12 protein-coding genes are annotated in these 14,386 nt (G+C 48.3%); 5 read left to right on the forward strand and 7 right to left on the reverse strand.

Going from position 1 to position 14,386, the window contains the following annotated elements:
• The first annotated feature begins 77 nt into the window (after nucleotides 1-77).
• On the forward strand, nucleotides 78-2,555 hold the full coding sequence (locus tag OU814_RS21015; protein WP_268241986.1) for a phosphoketolase family protein: 2,478 nt from the start codon (nucleotides 78-80) through the stop codon (nucleotides 2,553-2,555).
• A gap of 160 nt (nucleotides 2,556-2,715) precedes the next feature.
• Here OU814_RS21015 and OU814_RS21020 read toward each other — a convergent pair whose 3' ends face one another.
• Nucleotides 2,716-3,258: an FHA domain-containing protein gene (locus tag OU814_RS21020; protein ID WP_017287209.1), complete on the reverse strand. Its 543-nt coding sequence runs from the start codon at nucleotides 3,256-3,258 to the stop codon at nucleotides 2,716-2,718.
• 408 nt (nucleotides 3,259-3,666) lie between these two features.
• Nucleotides 3,667-5,064, reverse strand: coding sequence for a DUF2079 domain-containing protein (locus OU814_RS21025; RefSeq protein ID WP_268241987.1), 1,398 nt, complete (start codon nucleotides 5,062-5,064; stop codon nucleotides 3,667-3,669).
• Nucleotides 5,065-5,261: 197 nt separating this feature from the next.
• Here OU814_RS21025 and plsX point away from each other — a divergent pair, with 197 nt between their 5' ends.
• The 4 genes from plsX (at nucleotide 5,262) to OU814_RS21045 (ending at nucleotide 8,944) form a co-directional block, all read left to right on the forward strand.
• Nucleotides 5,262-6,293 carry a phosphate acyltransferase PlsX gene (gene plsX, locus OU814_RS21030; protein ID WP_017287211.1) on the forward strand — a complete coding sequence of 344 codons (1,032 nt, stop codon included), beginning with the start codon at nucleotides 5,262-5,264 and terminating at the stop codon, nucleotides 6,291-6,293.
• Between the two features lie 33 nt (nucleotides 6,294-6,326).
• On the forward strand, nucleotides 6,327-7,325 hold the full coding sequence (locus OU814_RS21035; protein ID WP_017287212.1) for a beta-ketoacyl-ACP synthase III: 999 nt from the start codon (nucleotides 6,327-6,329) through the stop codon (nucleotides 7,323-7,325).
• A gap of 75 nt (nucleotides 7,326-7,400) precedes the next feature.
• Nucleotides 7,401-8,279 carry an ACP S-malonyltransferase gene (gene fabD / locus OU814_RS21040; RefSeq protein WP_017287213.1) on the forward strand — a complete coding sequence of 293 codons (879 nt, stop codon included), beginning with the start codon at nucleotides 7,401-7,403 and terminating at the stop codon, nucleotides 8,277-8,279.
• Nucleotides 8,276-8,944 carry a lysophospholipid acyltransferase family protein gene (locus OU814_RS21045; protein ID WP_268241988.1) on the forward strand — a complete coding sequence of 223 codons (669 nt, stop codon included), beginning with the start codon at nucleotides 8,276-8,278 and terminating at the stop codon, nucleotides 8,942-8,944. The genes fabD and OU814_RS21045 overlap by 4 nt, the downstream gene beginning before the upstream one ends.
• A gap of 117 nt (nucleotides 8,945-9,061) precedes the next feature.
• On the opposite strand, the gene OU814_RS21050 is transcribed toward OU814_RS21045, so the two are convergent.
• The 5 genes from OU814_RS21050 to OU814_RS21070 form a co-directional block, all read right to left on the reverse strand.
• The gene (locus OU814_RS21050) at nucleotides 9,062-9,499 is read right to left on the reverse strand and encodes an ATP-binding protein (RefSeq protein WP_017287215.1); all 438 of its coding nucleotides are present in this window, start codon (nucleotides 9,497-9,499) and stop codon (nucleotides 9,062-9,064) included.
• Between the two features lie 3 nt (nucleotides 9,500-9,502).
• Nucleotides 9,503-11,143: a SpoIIE family protein phosphatase gene (locus tag OU814_RS21055; protein WP_017287216.1), complete on the reverse strand. Its 1,641-nt coding sequence runs from the start codon at nucleotides 11,141-11,143 to the stop codon at nucleotides 9,503-9,505.
• Nucleotides 11,144-11,262: 119 nt separating this feature from the next.
• Nucleotides 11,263-12,042 (reverse strand): hypothetical protein, encoded by a 780-nt coding sequence (locus OU814_RS21060; RefSeq protein ID WP_017287217.1) that lies wholly within the window; start codon nucleotides 12,040-12,042, stop codon nucleotides 11,263-11,265.
• Between the two features lie 56 nt (nucleotides 12,043-12,098).
• Complete coding sequence (locus tag OU814_RS21065) at nucleotides 12,099-12,812, reverse strand: hypothetical protein (RefSeq protein WP_268241989.1); 714 nt, start codon at nucleotides 12,810-12,812, stop codon at nucleotides 12,099-12,101.
• A 21-nt stretch (nucleotides 12,813-12,833) separates the two neighbouring features.
• On the reverse strand, nucleotides 12,834-14,336 hold the full coding sequence (locus OU814_RS21070) for a site-2 protease family protein (RefSeq protein WP_326498323.1): 1,503 nt from the start codon (nucleotides 14,334-14,336) through the stop codon (nucleotides 12,834-12,836).
• Between the last annotated feature and the right edge of the window lie 50 nt (nucleotides 14,337-14,386).

Genomic DNA, 14,386 nt, shown 5'->3' on the forward strand with positions numbered 1-14,386 from the left:
CAAGTTCTATCGATCGACAGAGACAGAATCGCGCCATATTTTCCAAGATGAAGCGCGATTCATTGGCGAAAATCTTTATGACAGTTGCAAATTCGGCATCCGTTTCTAGTCCTTTGAGTTCGGAAGAACTGCATAAAATCAATGCTTATTGGTCTGCTGCCAACTATCTTTCAGTTGGACAAATTTATCTCAGAGATAATCCTTTACTCAAACAACCTTTAAAGATTGAACATATTAAGCCCCGACTGCTTGGACACTGGGGAACAACGCCGGGTTTGAATTTTATCTATGCTCATTTCAATCGCTTGATTTGTCGCTACGACCTCAATTGCATTTACATTGCGGGTCCAGGACATGGGGGGCCTGGGATGGTTGCCAATACATATCTTGAAGGAAGCTACAGCGAATTCTATCCTCACATTACTCAAGATGCAGAAGGCATGGATAAGCTGTTTACGCAGTTTTCCTATCCTGGTGGAATTCCCAGTCATGCTGCGCCCGAAACGCCTGGGTCAATTCATGAAGGCGGAGAATTAGGATATTCGATCGCTCATGCTTACGGTGCAGCTTTCGACAATCCTGATTTATTGGTCTGCTGCGTAGTCGGCGATGGAGAGGCTGAAACAGGCGCATTGGCGACCAGTTGGCATTCTAATAAATTCTTGAACCCAGCCCGTGATGGTGCAGTGTTGCCGATTCTGCATCTCAACGGCTACAAGATTTCAAATCCGACTGTTTTGGCGCGGCTCAGCGATCGAGAATTAGAACATCTCTTTATCGGCTATGGCTACAAGCCTTATTTTGTCGAAGGTGACGATCCGGAGACGATGCATCAATTGATGGCAGCGACCTTGGATGAAATTGGGCAGGAAATTCAAGGGATTCAACGCGAAGCCAGAACGCATGGATTCAAAGAGCGCCCTCAGTTTCCAATGCTGATTTTGAGAACGCCGAAAGGATGGACAGGGCCTAAAATCGTCGATGGGGTGCAGATTGAGAATACGTACCGCGCGCACCAAGTTCCGCTTGCTGAAATGGCAAGTAAGCCCGATCATCTTCGCATGTTGGAAGACTGGATGCGAAGTTATAAACCTGAAGAATTGTTTGATGAAACGGGTCGACTGATTCCAGAATTGGCAGAACTGACTCCCAAGGGAGATCGCCGAATGGGTGCAAATCCCCATGCGAATGGTGGATTACTGCTCAGAGATTTGAATCTGCCCAAATTTGAAAAATATGCTGTTCCAGTCGATGCACCTGGACAGGTCGAAACGGAATCCACTCGCGTTGTAGGCAAGTTTCTCAGAGATGTGATGGTGCAAAACAAAGCCAACCAGAATTTCCGCGTGTTTTCGCCCGATGAGAATAATTCCAATCGATTGAATGCGGTTTTAGAAGCCACCGATCGCGTCTTCACAGGCGAGATTCTGCCGAACGATGATCACATTGCGATCGATGGTCGAGTGATGGAAATCTTAAGCGAACATCTTTGCCAAGGCTGGCTCGAAGGCTATTTGCTCACGGGTAGACATGGCTTTTTCTCATGCTATGAGGCATTTATTCACATCGTTGATTCGATGTTTAATCAACATGCGAAATGGCTAGAAGCTTGCCGTCATATTGTTTGGAGAAGACCGATCGCATCGCTGAATTATTTACTCACGTCTCATGTCTGGCGACAAGACCACAACGGATTTACTCACCAAGATCCAGGCTTTATCGATGTGGTCATGAACAAAAAGCCAACGGTGACGCGGGTTTATCTTCCACCCGATGCGAATACCTTGTTATCGGTTGCGGATCATTGCCTGAGAAGCCGTCATTACGTCAATGTGATCGTGGCTGGTAAACAGCCTCAGTTGCAATGGTTAGATATGGAAAGCGCGATCGCACATTGCACCGCAGGACTCGGAATTTGGGATTGGGCGAGTAACGATCGCGGATCTGAGCCAGATGTAGTTCTGGCAAGTGCAGGCGATGTGCCAACCTTGGAAGCATTAGCAGCAGTCGATTTTCTGCGCGCTCATTTTCCAGAGTTAAAGATTCGATTTGTGAATGTCGTCGATTTGATGACGCTGCAACCGCAATCTGAGCATCCGCATGGTTTATCCGATCGCGATTTTGATTCAATTTTCACGACGAATAAGCCTGTGATCTTTGCATTTCACGGCTATCCCTGGTTAGTTCACCGACTCACCTATCGTCGAACGAACCACCACAATATTCATGTACGGGGATACAAAGAAGAAGGCACGACGACAACTCCCTTTGATATGGTTGTCCTGAACGATTTGGATCGATTTCATTTAGCGCAAGATGTCATCGATCGAGTTCCAAAACTCACGAATGTCGGCGGATATGTGAAGCAAATTGCACGCGATAAATTGACGAAACACAAGCGCTATATCGTCGAACACGGTCGTGATATGCCAGAAGTTGAGGATTGGAAGTGGCAGTACTATAGCGGCTCGAATGCCGAGAAGAAGGTGATTCCTCAAACAGATGGAAATTCACCGATTCAGCAAGCGGAAGATTTAGCGCGATCGGCGTATTAGTCAAGAATTGAAGAGTGGAATGAGGATGGAATCTCTCTCCTACTCATCGACAATTTTGAAAAGTGGGAGAATGGGGAGTAAACCAGACTCAGATTGCTCCCTATTCCCCCACTCCCCCATCAAAGCGACTGTGATCAAGACAACTCTGCTCTTTCACGGCTCATCCCGGAGATGTCGCTTCTCCCCAATCCGAAAATCCCCCTTGCATACTCACAACAAAAAATTCAACCTGAAGATGACTCAATGCAATGCAATCGCCATCGGACAGGGTGCGGCGTTCGAGTACAGGTAATCTTTGCCCCTTTAAAAACGTCCCATTACTGCTGCCGACATCCATGATGTAAAACCCTTCTGGCTGATGTCCAATCACGGCATGACAGCGCGAAATCGAGGGCTGTGACAGCGAAATTGCACAATTTCGGCTTCTGCCGATCAACCAAGTCGAAGCGATCGCTGTTAACTGTACTTGGTCTGAATCTACTAAATTTGTCGTCAGAAATGCCGAACGTCCAGTCGTGACCGCCTGAATGTAATAAGCTGTGGCACAGCGCTTTGGAGCTTCTAAAATCGGCTCAACCAATGTGGAAATTTTATCGATGTCGTGCCCACAATCCAGTAAAAGCGATCGCGAAAGAGCGGGATAGGTTTTCAAGAATTGGAGCGCACGATCGCCACTATTGCTTGATGGCGGCAGGTTTAACATAACAAGTGTCCGGGCAAAACCGTTTAACGACAGGATTGAGGAAGTGTGACGACAACAGCGGCGCTTGAAACCTTGATTCAGCTAAATCAAGCAAGGTTTAAATGCGACTAAAACTTGCTCAAAAAATTGCTAGGTGAAAGCAAGAGGTCTGAAAACAACCTATCACCCTGGTGGGTGAGATGCACGGAACTACGTAGACTAAACACTACCTAAGGAGGAGACGCAATATTTTTGAGCCTCTCTTCTTGCTAGCTTTATACGGTTACGGCTACTGACCTAGATCTTTAAACTTTCATGAATTCTCAGCATCATTGAGCATTCAAAGTTGTCATCGTTGCTTCGGTATTTACGGATATAACGATAAAACGGAGGAACACTACTCTTATCTACGTTGGGCGAGAGATCTGATCAGGATTTTTTGACAAACAAGTAGAGTTGATCCTGTTGATATTGAAGCTGGAAGGCTGAATTCGCCTGCGCTTCAGAGAAAATTTGTTGAGCCAACTCCGGACGACTTGCCCAACCGGGTTGCTCCAGATTCAGCAAAATATACCGAAACTTATTTAAATCTTTCGGCGGTTCCGTAAATTTCGTGTAGTCGATCATGACTCGATGCGTTAGGTGAGGCACGAAATAGCTAGTTGTTAAGACGGGTTCTTTAGTCGTAATTTGCTCGATCGCGGTATAGGCTCCTGACAGCATTGGAACACGTTCTAGATACCGTGACCCAAAGTAGCCAAATTTTGCCAGAGCCAAAAATGCAATCAGCGACCAAACTAGAATCAACCGCGATCGACGATTCGGATTTGCCGCGACAGTCGAAATCGCCATCACCATAAGAAACGGCAAAATCGGCAAAGAATATTGATGCACCAAATCTCGCTGGTTCGACATCTCAGACAAGAGATTCATCGCAAACACTGGAACGGTTGCAATCAATGGCGCAAAGTGTCGGATGGAAAATCCCCATCCCATCGGAATAAATACAAGGAGCAAATAAAATAAACGGTCGATCGACAAGAGGCGACCGAGCCACAGCCAAGGTTTCAGAATTAAGTTCTGAACAATCTCAGTCAGCGAATTGCCTAAATAGCTGTAGCGCATCACATAATCGGCTCCGCTAGGACGAAAGTGAGGAATAATTCCCTGCGTCGCAATGATGAACCAACTGACTCCCAAAATTAACGCGATCGCGCCCAATCGCTTGCGCTGCTCAAAGCCGATGAGCCAAATTCCCATTGCCGCGATCGACAGGGCTAAAGACGCTCGACATCCCAAAATCAGCACAACGCAAAGCGTAAACCAACCCATTCGATTAGCGCGCGCTGCCCAGATTGCCGTGAAAAACAAGGGCAGTGAAATGACTTCAGGACGAAAATCAAATAAATTGAGATTAAAAACCAGGGGATAGAGCAAAAAAGAGATCGCGATCGCATTCGATTTTGCGCGATCTAATCCTGCCTGTTTTGCTAAATACCAAACGGGAATTGCTGAAGTCGCAAAGGCTGCACTCTGAATCACAAACAACCAATAAACACTTGGAAAAATCTTGTAAATTCCAGCGATCGCATACAAAATCCAAGCCGCATGATCACCGAGCACATGATACGGACGGAACGAAATGATCGGCGTTATTCCTTGGCTGATTAAATAAATCGCCTGATCGAAATATCCTAAATCCAACGCATTCGATTGCAGGAGTAAATGTCGAATGACGCTACAAATCAAGAAAATCGCAAAACTGGCAACCACGAGCGATCGCAAAAGATGGTTCGATTTCCAGAATTTGGCGAGAATCGCGTGCATAGACAAGAGAATGGGAACGCAGACAGCCTAACGTGTTCTACTACACTTCTCAAGATGTCACCCTAGTAAGGCAAAATAGAGCAATCGAATCGTTAGATTTAGAAAGTAGATTGAGGTTAGAGCGATCGCTTCGGCATCCGCGAATCTAAGCGCAATCTGCTGATAAAATTTGGAAGGTTTTTAAGAACTTAGAGCCAATGGGATCAACGCGGGTAAAAATTGCAATCGATGCAATGGGTGGAGATAATGCCCCGGATGAAATCGTCGCGGGTGCGGTGAGAGCACATGCAGAACTCGATGTCGATGTCGTCTTGGTCGGCGATCCACACCAAGTGGAAGCTGCCTTAAAGCATCATACGCATTCTTCTGATATTGAAATTGTGCCCTCCGAAGGAACAGTCGAAATGGAAGAAGAACCGCTCGTCGGGCTACGTCGCAAGCCAAAAGCCTCGATCAATGTGGCAATGGATTTGGTGAAGAAGAAGCAAGCGGATGCGGTCGTCTCAGCAGGGCATTCTGGTGCGGCGATGGCGGCTGCACTTCTGAAATTGGGACGGTTGAAAGGAATCGATCGTCCAGCGATCGGGGCAGTTCTGCCGACGCTGATCGCGGGTAAGCCTGTTCTGATTCTCGATGTGGGTGCAAACGTTGATTGTCGCCCTAAATTCTTAGAGCAATTTGCTCTGATGGGGACAATCTATTCTCAATATGTTTTAGGCAACTCTGAACCGAAAGTTGGCTTGCTGAACATTGGCGAAGAACCGAATAAAGGCAACGAATTGGCAATTCAAACGCATGAATTGCTAAGTGCTAATCCAGCGATTCCGTTCATCGGCAACGCCGAAGGACGCGATGTTCTGTCCGGTCATTTTGATGTGATTGTCTGCGATGGCTTTGCTGGAAACGTCTTGCTGAAATTTGCGGAAGCGGTGGGAGAAGTCGCACTGCAAATCTTGCGCGAAGAGTTACCGCGCGGATTGCATGGTAAAGCCGGAGTCACCTTCCTTCGTCCAAATCTGAAGCGAATTAAGCAACGCATGGATCACGCAGAACATGGCGGCGGTCTATTGCTGGGTGTAGACGGTGTTTGCATTATCAGCCACGGCAGTTCGCAAGCTCCAACCATCTTCAATGCTGCGCGACTTGCGAAAGATGCGATCGACAACACAGTTCTCGATCGCATTCGCTCAAGTTACGATCCGACGGTTGCTGTTCGTGCGGACAGTTAACTCACCTCAACCCATTTGGAGTGAACAATTTTGGTGGAATATTCAGGGGTCGGAGTCGCCATCACCGGATGTGGATCAGCCGCGCCCAATCCGACGGTTACGAATGATCAGTTAAGTCAAGTGGTCGAAACGTCTGATGAGTGGATCGCTTCACGCACAGGGATTCGCCAACGACACTTAAGCGAGCCTTCGGGAACGTTGGTCGATCTGGCATCGCAAGCGGCAAAATCTGCGATCGACATGGCTGGACTTGAACCCGATCAAATTGATTTGATTCTGCTGGCAACTTCGACCCCAGATGATTTATTTGGCAGTGCGTGTCAGGTACAAGCCGCGATCGGAGCGTCCCAAGCGGTCGCGTTTGATTTGACAGCCGCTTGTTCGGGCTTTGTATTTGGACTCGTGACCGCTGCACAATACATTCGCACCGGAGCTTATCGTAATGTCTTGTTGATTGGGGCGGATGTCTTGTCGCGCTGGGTAGATTGGAGCGATCGTCGCACCTGTGTTTTGTTTGGAGACGGAGCCGGAGCGGTTGTGATCCAAGCAAATCAAAGCGATCGGTTACTCGGGTTTGAACTTCGCAGTGATGGCACTCAGAATCGCTGCTTGAATTTAGCTTATTCAGGCGAATCGAAGCAGTTATCGGAAGATTGTGAAATCGGTCAGGGCAACTTTCAGCCGATTACCATGAACGGGCAGGAAGTCTACCGATTTGCCGTGAAACGCGTGCCGGAAGTGATCGAAAAAGCTTTATTTCGGGCAAACGTGAAGACTGATTCTGTCGATTGGCTCTTATTGCACCAGGCAAATCAGCGGATTTTGGATGCGGTTGCGAATCGATTAAAGATTCCTTCCGAGAAAGTGATTAGTAATCTGGCAAAATACGGCAATACTTCAGCGGCATCGATTCCTCTTGCATTAGATGAAGCGGTGCGAGATGGATTGGTCAAGCCCGGAGATACGATCGCAGCTTCAGGATTTGGTGCTGGCTTGACCTGGGGTGCAGCAATTTTTCAATGGGGGCGTTAGCAATCCTCCTGCCCTGACCTTCAAGGGAATCAGGGCGAAACTGACTTGAAATTTAATTCACAACAATTCACGACAATGGCAAAGACGGCATGGGTGTTCCCTGGGCAAGGATCTCAGGCAATTGGAATGGGCAGTGACTTACTCGAACTTCCCGCAGCGAAGGCAACATTCGATCGAGCAGAACAGATTTTAGGATGGTCCGTGGTCGAGATCTGCCAGAGTCCCGAAAATAAAGTTTCTCAAACGCTGTACACTCAGCCTTGTCTCTACGTTGTTGAAACGATTTTGGCAGATTTGCTCAAAGAAAAAGGGCAAATGCCCGACTTTGTTGCGGGGCATAGTTTAGGCGAATACTCTGCTCTGTACACTGCGGGCGTGTTTGATTTTGAGTCCGGGTTGCGTCTGATGCAACGGCGTGCTGAGTTAATGGATAGTGCCTCCGATGGAATGATGGCGGCTTTGTTAGGATTCGATCGCGCCCAACTCGAAGCGGTTTTAGCTGACACGCCAGGTGCCGTGTTAGCCAATGACAATAATTCTGGTCAGGTGGTCATTTCTGGAACACCGGAAGCTGTTGAAACGGTGATGGCGCAAGTGAAGTCGAAAAAGGCTGTAAAGCTGAACGTCAGTGGTGCATTTCACTCGCCGCTGATGGCAGACGCGGCGGAGCAATTTAAGACCGTTTTAGATGCGGTCGAATTTAAAGCGGCTGAAATGCCTGTCTTATCGAATGTTGATCCGATTCCCAGCCGCAATGCAGGAGAGTTAAAAAGTCGGCTGAGTCGGCAAATGACAGGCTCGGTGCGATGGCGAGAAATTTCGCTGAGACTTCCAGAAGAACACGTCGATCGCGTGATTGAAGTTGGTCCTGGAAAAGTTTTAACTGGAATTATCAAACGCACTTGCCCCGATCTCGTGTTAGAAAATGTGGGCAGCCTTGCTGATCTGTTATGAGCCAAACTTCCGAACGTCCGAGTGCCGAAATTTCCCGCGATCGAGAACCTTTGATTAGTCTGGTTCTCTATCACCTGTTCAAATGGTCCGTGGTGTCTCCGGTTCTGCACACTTACTTTTGTGGACGGATTTACGGAGCGGAGAATGTGCCAAAACAAGGACGGCTGCTCGTCGTGAGCAACCATGCCAGCGATTTTGATCCGCCCTTATTGTCTTGTGCGATCGGGCGACCTGTCGCCTACATGGCAAAAGAAGAACTGTTTAACGTGCCCGTCCTCAAACAGGCGATTACTGCCTATGGAGCTTATCCTGTGAAGCGCGGAACCGGCGATCGCGCGGCGATGAAAGCAGCGATGACCTCGATCGAGTCAGGATGGGCAACGGGCGTTTTTCTCGATGGCACTCGCACGCCAGACGGGCGAATTGCTGATCCAAAATTAGGAGCTGCTTGGATTGCTGCAAAAACAAACTCCCCGCTAATTCCGGTCAGTCTGTGGGGGACACATGAGATTTTCAAGCACGGAAAATTCCCTCAACCTGTGCCGATTACGATTCGGATTGGAAAAGTGATCGAAGCGCCAACTACGACCAATCGGGCAGAACTCGAAGCCATTACGCAGCGTTGTGCGGATGCAATTCATGAATTACACGATTTGGGGCGTTAACCGAGGGGGCGGCTCCGCTCATTCCGCGTGGATGGCGTCAAGATTTGCATCACGTTCGCTGCTCGATCGGTGCGAGTGGAGTCGAGTTGAATCTTATCTTGAAGCTCAAAATTGAGATTATCTGGATGATTGTGCTGACATTTCTAGCAGATTGGCTTGAAGTTTCAAACAATTCCGCCCATTGACCTGAAGCTGATATTCCACCCGATCCATCAGTCGATTTAGAATCAGCCAGCCATATCCATGCTCCTGCATCATTTCAGGAGATGGAGCCAAATAGCTCGAAATGTCAAACCCCTGTCCGTGATCCCAGATCTCGATCGCTAAATCTCGATCTCTCAATTCCAATCGCACCACGACCGGAAGATCCGGTTGATTGCGGTGGGCATGCCGCACCACATTTGAGTAAGCCTCAACCAAAGCCAACCGTAGCCGACTCGATTGTCGTGTCCAATCAATTTGGTCGCCAATTTCAATTTTGAGACTCTCTAATAGCCAGGATTCAACTACCGTGAGAAATCGCAAATCGCTCGGAACGTGAAGTTCAGTCTTCATGGGTTAGAGAACCTCCAGAGACAGAATCGTTTGATCATCTTCTTGAATCGCATTGTGCGCCTGAATTTGGGCAAGCAGCTGTTTGAGATCCAAACTTTCTCCCGCTTGCTGTAGTAACTTCCATAACCCGGTTTGTCGTAACATCGCCCTTGCGGGATCGCTCGCTAAATTGACTTCTCCTTCTGGTCGCACGGTTGCCTCAGTAATTCCATCGCTGGTTAATAATAAGATTTCTCCATCTTGAAGCAATCGTTTTCCGGCAATCGCGTTCCATTTCGGTAATATCCCTAGGGGAATGCCTCGGACTTTCAAATAAGTTGGCTCAATGGCTTGCGCGATCGTATGCTTTGACCAAACTAAGGGGTAGATATGACCTGCATTCGCATAAACTAATTGTCCGCTCGATCGGGTGTATCGCGCCAAAACCATTGTAATAAAACAGTTTGTGCCCATTAAGTCTTGCGAGAGAATGCTGTTTAAATTTCGCATCACTTCATCTGGTTCTGGAGAAACTTCTTGTGACAATTCCCGCCGCAACACGGAAATCGCACTTGCCATAAACAGAGCTGCCGGAACTCCCTTGCCTGAGACATCGCCCACGGCTAGCCATAAATCGCCTTGGGGATGCTGATAGACTTCAAAAAAGTCTCCTCCAACTTCACGAGCGGGATGACAACAAGCTTGTACTTTAAGATTGTCTAATCGCGGAAGCGTCTGCCGCAGGAGATTGGTCTGAATCTGGCGTGCGACTTCTAACTCGGCTCGAATTTGTTCCGCTTGCTCCTGAGTTCGACGATAGAGTCTTGCTTGAGAAATCGCCAAGGCTGCTTGTTCTGTGACGACTTCGATCAGTTCTAAGTCTTCTGTTGACCAGAATGGCTGATCGGATTCTCGATGCAGAGACAGAATCGCGAGGAGGTCTTTTTGGTAGCGCAACGGCAGCACAAAATGCGGTGGATTTTGGCTCTTCATTCTGGCTGTGCTATCGTGCAGTACGATTTGTACCAGGTCTGAAGTGCGATCGTCTTCACAACTCTTGAAGGGCACATTCACTGCACAATACATGGCTGAATTGGATTTCAACCGTTCACCTTCGACTGGATGTAACATGCAGCAACTTGCCTCAAAGGTCAGCCCGATCGTTTCCACGATCGTGTGCAGCATGTTTTGATAATCCAGCGATTCGCGAATCGCGGTTGTAATGGCATTCAACGACGATTCGCGTCTGAGTGCCCGTCGTAAATCCGCTGTGCGCTGTTTCAGCACTTGATAGGTCTCAGCCGCCTGCTCGACAACGACTTGAAGCTGTTGAGACTTCCAAGGCTTGGTGATGTATTTGAATACTTTGCCAGAGTTAATGGCATCGACGAGATCTTCGACATCGGTATAGCCCGTTAGCACAATCCGAATCGTGTCCGGAAAGCGATCGACGGTTCGACTGAGAAACTCAGTTCCCAGCATTTCTGGCATTCGCTGATCTGAAATAATAATTGCGACTTCGCCTTGTTCATCAAGGACTTTGAGCGCTTCGATCGCGCTTTCCGCCCGAATCACGTCGAAGTCTCGCCGGAAGGTACGGTAAAGCAGATCGAGATTATCCGGCTCATCATCCACGATCAACAGCTTGAGTTTTTCTCGCCTCATGCGTTTCCTCGAATGCCGTATAAAGTCTTTATGAAACGTACCCGGGGAATTCGGGGAACTAACAGGGGGGAGATAGGGGAATTTGCGGAAAGTGGGGAGTAGGGAATGGGGGAGTGGGGTTATTTGAGGGCGTTCCAGGCTTGAATGATGGTTTGGAGCGATCGCGGTAAGTTTTCTTGCTCAATGTCCGCATACTGAACGGTTCCTACGGGACTGGCTAAAGTTACGATGAAGAAATCGGCGGCACCTTGAGGAGGAGAGTAAGTCTTGCGATTGAAATTCTGAAATTGTTCACGCTTCAACAGTTCGCGAAATTCTTCAACTTTTTGGGGTGTGATCTTCCAAGCGCGCAGTGATGCTGATGAAGAAGCGCTTTGAGTTCGTCGTGGATCTCCCCCCATATCAATGGCTTGCTGCATTGTGCCATCGCTCAACAAAATGGTGTCATACGTTTGACCTGCAAATCCGCCGCTCATGCGCGATCGAAACACAACATTCTTGGGTAGAAGTTCGGACGGTTGAGATTCAGCGAGTCTGAGCAATCGACCTTGCAAATCTGTGTGATAAACCCACGTTTGATTCTGATGAGCAACCACAACTTTCCAGCCTTCAATGAGTTGTTGGGTGCAAAATTCATCTGTTTTTGGCAATTCGAGACAGCCATCTCCCCAAGTTTTGCGTTCTGCTTGCATGACCCTCAACTCAGTCGTGGGAATTCCAACTCGGCGTGCTAGATCTTTTCGCACTCGCCAACTCAATGTTTTTGGATAAGCAGTGGTCAGCAGGACTGTCGGATGACGTATTGGGGCGGCAGAGGCTTGCAAAAGCGGAATGCCACTACCAAGAGATAAGGCACTCATCAAGACGATCGCAGAAATGATCTGAACAGGGGAACGCATAAACACTCGCAGAGGGCTTCATGGAGAGAGGACGCGCGGATGCGATCACAAGTTACTTACTGATTTTGCTCTGAGGTAGAGGGAAGTTGCTGGATGAAAGGCTGGGCAAAACACCATCCCAACGTTAAGCCACTCAGAATTAAAATCAGAGGCAGCAGTGGCAATACGCGATCGCGCCATGTAGAGTGATACACAGGCTGAGAAGAGAACTTCGGATAATTTGAGGTCAAGAATGGGCGTAAGTGTCTGTGATTTCCAGCACTCAGTACTTGGAGGGAATGCGACTGCATCGATCGCACATGCTGAATTACAACAGGCGGCTGGCGTTTCGTGCGGCTCCAAGTCAGGAAAGTACTCACTGGAACGCCAGTGAGATTATCCAGACGCAGGGCGTGAAGTTGTTGAAGCAAAGCTCGATCGTTCGATACCACTACGACTAATTGCCTGGGACTCGATTGCGCTAATGACTCGGCTGAGTTGCGCACATCGATGGCGAGTCTGGCGCGTCTCGTGAATGGGCGCTGTGTGTCGGCGTGAATGGGCGATCGTGCCAGGTACCAATCGCCTTCTAACATCAATCGGCAATATTCCCGCGCAATTTTTGATTCGGCTGTGTCGCTCCGATGACCTGCCCAAGCTTCTAACTCTTGATGAACTGCCTCTGGTACAAAACAGCGACCCATCGGGCTAAATTCCAGCCACTCATAGGGTTTACAGGCGAAGAGTGTATTGAGGTCGATGAGCAAGAAAATTTCAGGGGCATCCAACATAATCTGGGGCAGGTGAAACAACTAGCCGCCAATGCCTAGGCGACCGGCGAGACTTGGGGTCAGTGGGAGAAGAATCATCAGCATGAGAAACAGCACAACTAAGGCAATCCCGGCACGGGCATCATCGGGTTCAGTCAGTTCGTTGAGACTGGGACGTTCTGGTGTGCGTTGTAAAACAACAATCACGATCGCCCAATATAACGCTAGCGGATTGACAAACGAAGCTAATCCCAAAATAATGATCGTCGCGACTGTAGCGCGAGCCGCAATCTTGCGTCCATAGATGGCTTGTACAATCCGACCACCGTCGAGCTGTCCTGCGGGCATGACATTAATGGCCGTCACGACTAAGCCAATCCAGCCCAGTACCACCAAGGGGCTGACTTCAACAATCGATCGCTGAATCTCCGCTCCCATAATTACACGCGCCAAGGTTCCAACCAAGATCGATCCTTCAAAGAATTGTGTCGGAACTTTAAACCCACTGCCTTCATGCGACATCAGCAATCCAGCAATTAACATCCCGAATGCAACGGCTCCACCAGCGAGCGGCCCTGCAACTGAAATATCAAATAACGTCGATCGATTAGGCAACAACGACGCGAATTTGGTGATCGCTCCAAACGAGCCAATCTGCCAGGTGGGAATAAAAAACGGCAAATTTAATTTGATTTGGTAACGTTTTGCGACAATCCAATGCCCAAATTCATGCGCTAACAAAACCGCTAGAATCCCTATGCTAAACGGCAGTACTTCTGCGTATCGCTCTGGAGAACCGTAAAAATCAAATCCGAGTAAAATGCCCCCTGTTTCTAAACTTGCAGCGATCGTGGCAAGAAACAGCACGATCGACAATAAAGTTTGTGTTAACGTCAACGGCTTCGGGTCGTTTTTGCTCGGTAACACGACGACGACAGGCTTTTCTTCCTGATTTTCGATGAGGAATAACCGATAGCGATCACCGACTTGGGCTTTCAAATTCTCGGTTAGTTTTGCATGGGTAGAGTCTGGATCGCCGCGCAAATTCCCTTTGAAAATTGCGCCATCTTGATATGAAATCGTTTCAGTTAAAAAGTAAGTATCAATGCCAAAAATACTTTTAATGGCTTGGAGATCTTCATTCGGAATCGATAGGCTCTCAGGTGGAATCATGACTGGCGCTTCAGTCGCGTCATCCGATTTAGGAAAAGCAGACTCGATCGCGACTTTCGCTGCTGCTCTTTGTGCCAAGAATTCCTGTCCTTCGGCTCTCAGCTTTCGCCCAATCCAGATATAAATTCCCGTCGAAATCACAAACAGCAGGAGCATTCCCGCCAAATTGAGATAAATTCCTGCCGAAAATAAGCCGAAAAAAATAATCCACGGAGACATCAGTACTACAGACTGAAACCAAGCCAGAATGCCAAGTTTGCCGTAAGGACGAGCACGATTAAATCCTACGGCTAAAATTCCTAAAGCCACTAATACGGCAAGTGCAGTAATCATCTCAACCCCCAAACTCGATCGCACAATTGCGTGGAACACTACAAGATCGACGATGTACGACTTCTCGTACCCTAGCGAATTCCATTCGC

Origin of the sequence: Leptolyngbya sp. GGD (assembly GCF_026735145.1) — a bacterium.
GTDB lineage: Bacteria > Cyanobacteriota > Cyanobacteriia > Leptolyngbyales > Leptolyngbyaceae > Leptolyngbya > Leptolyngbya boryana.

Bases quoted from the DNA above. Each gene is read 5' to 3' on its own strand.
- OU814_RS21050 (WP_017287215.1), bottom strand. From the start codon at position 9,499: ATGAAGACTGAACTTCACGTTCCGAGCGATTTGCGATTTCTCACGGTA.
- OU814_RS21045 (WP_268241988.1), top strand. From the start codon at position 8,276: ATGAGCCAAACTTCCGAACGTCCGAGTGCCGAAATTTCCCGCGATCGA.
- plsX (WP_017287211.1), top strand. From the start codon at position 5,262: ATGGGATCAACGCGGGTAAAAATTGCAATCGATGCAATGGGTGGAGAT.
- OU814_RS21060 (WP_017287217.1), bottom strand. From the start codon at position 12,042: ATGCGTTCCCCTGTTCAGATCATTTCTGCGATCGTCTTGATGAGTGCC.
- OU814_RS21055 (WP_017287216.1), bottom strand. From the start codon at position 11,143: ATGAGGCGAGAAAAACTCAAGCTGTTGATCGTGGATGATGAGCCGGAT.
- fabD (WP_017287213.1), top strand. From the start codon at position 7,401: ATGGCAAAGACGGCATGGGTGTTCCCTGGGCAAGGATCTCAGGCAATT.
- OU814_RS21020 (WP_017287209.1), bottom strand. From the start codon at position 3,258: ATGTTAAACCTGCCGCCATCAAGCAATAGTGGCGATCGTGCGCTCCAA.
- OU814_RS21015 (WP_268241986.1), top strand. From the start codon at position 78: ATGACAGTTGCAAATTCGGCATCCGTTTCTAGTCCTTTGAGTTCGGAA.
- OU814_RS21025 (WP_268241987.1), bottom strand. From the start codon at position 5,064: ATGCACGCGATTCTCGCCAAATTCTGGAAATCGAACCATCTTTTGCGA.
- OU814_RS21065 (WP_268241989.1), bottom strand. From the start codon at position 12,812: ATGTTGGATGCCCCTGAAATTTTCTTGCTCATCGACCTCAATACACTC.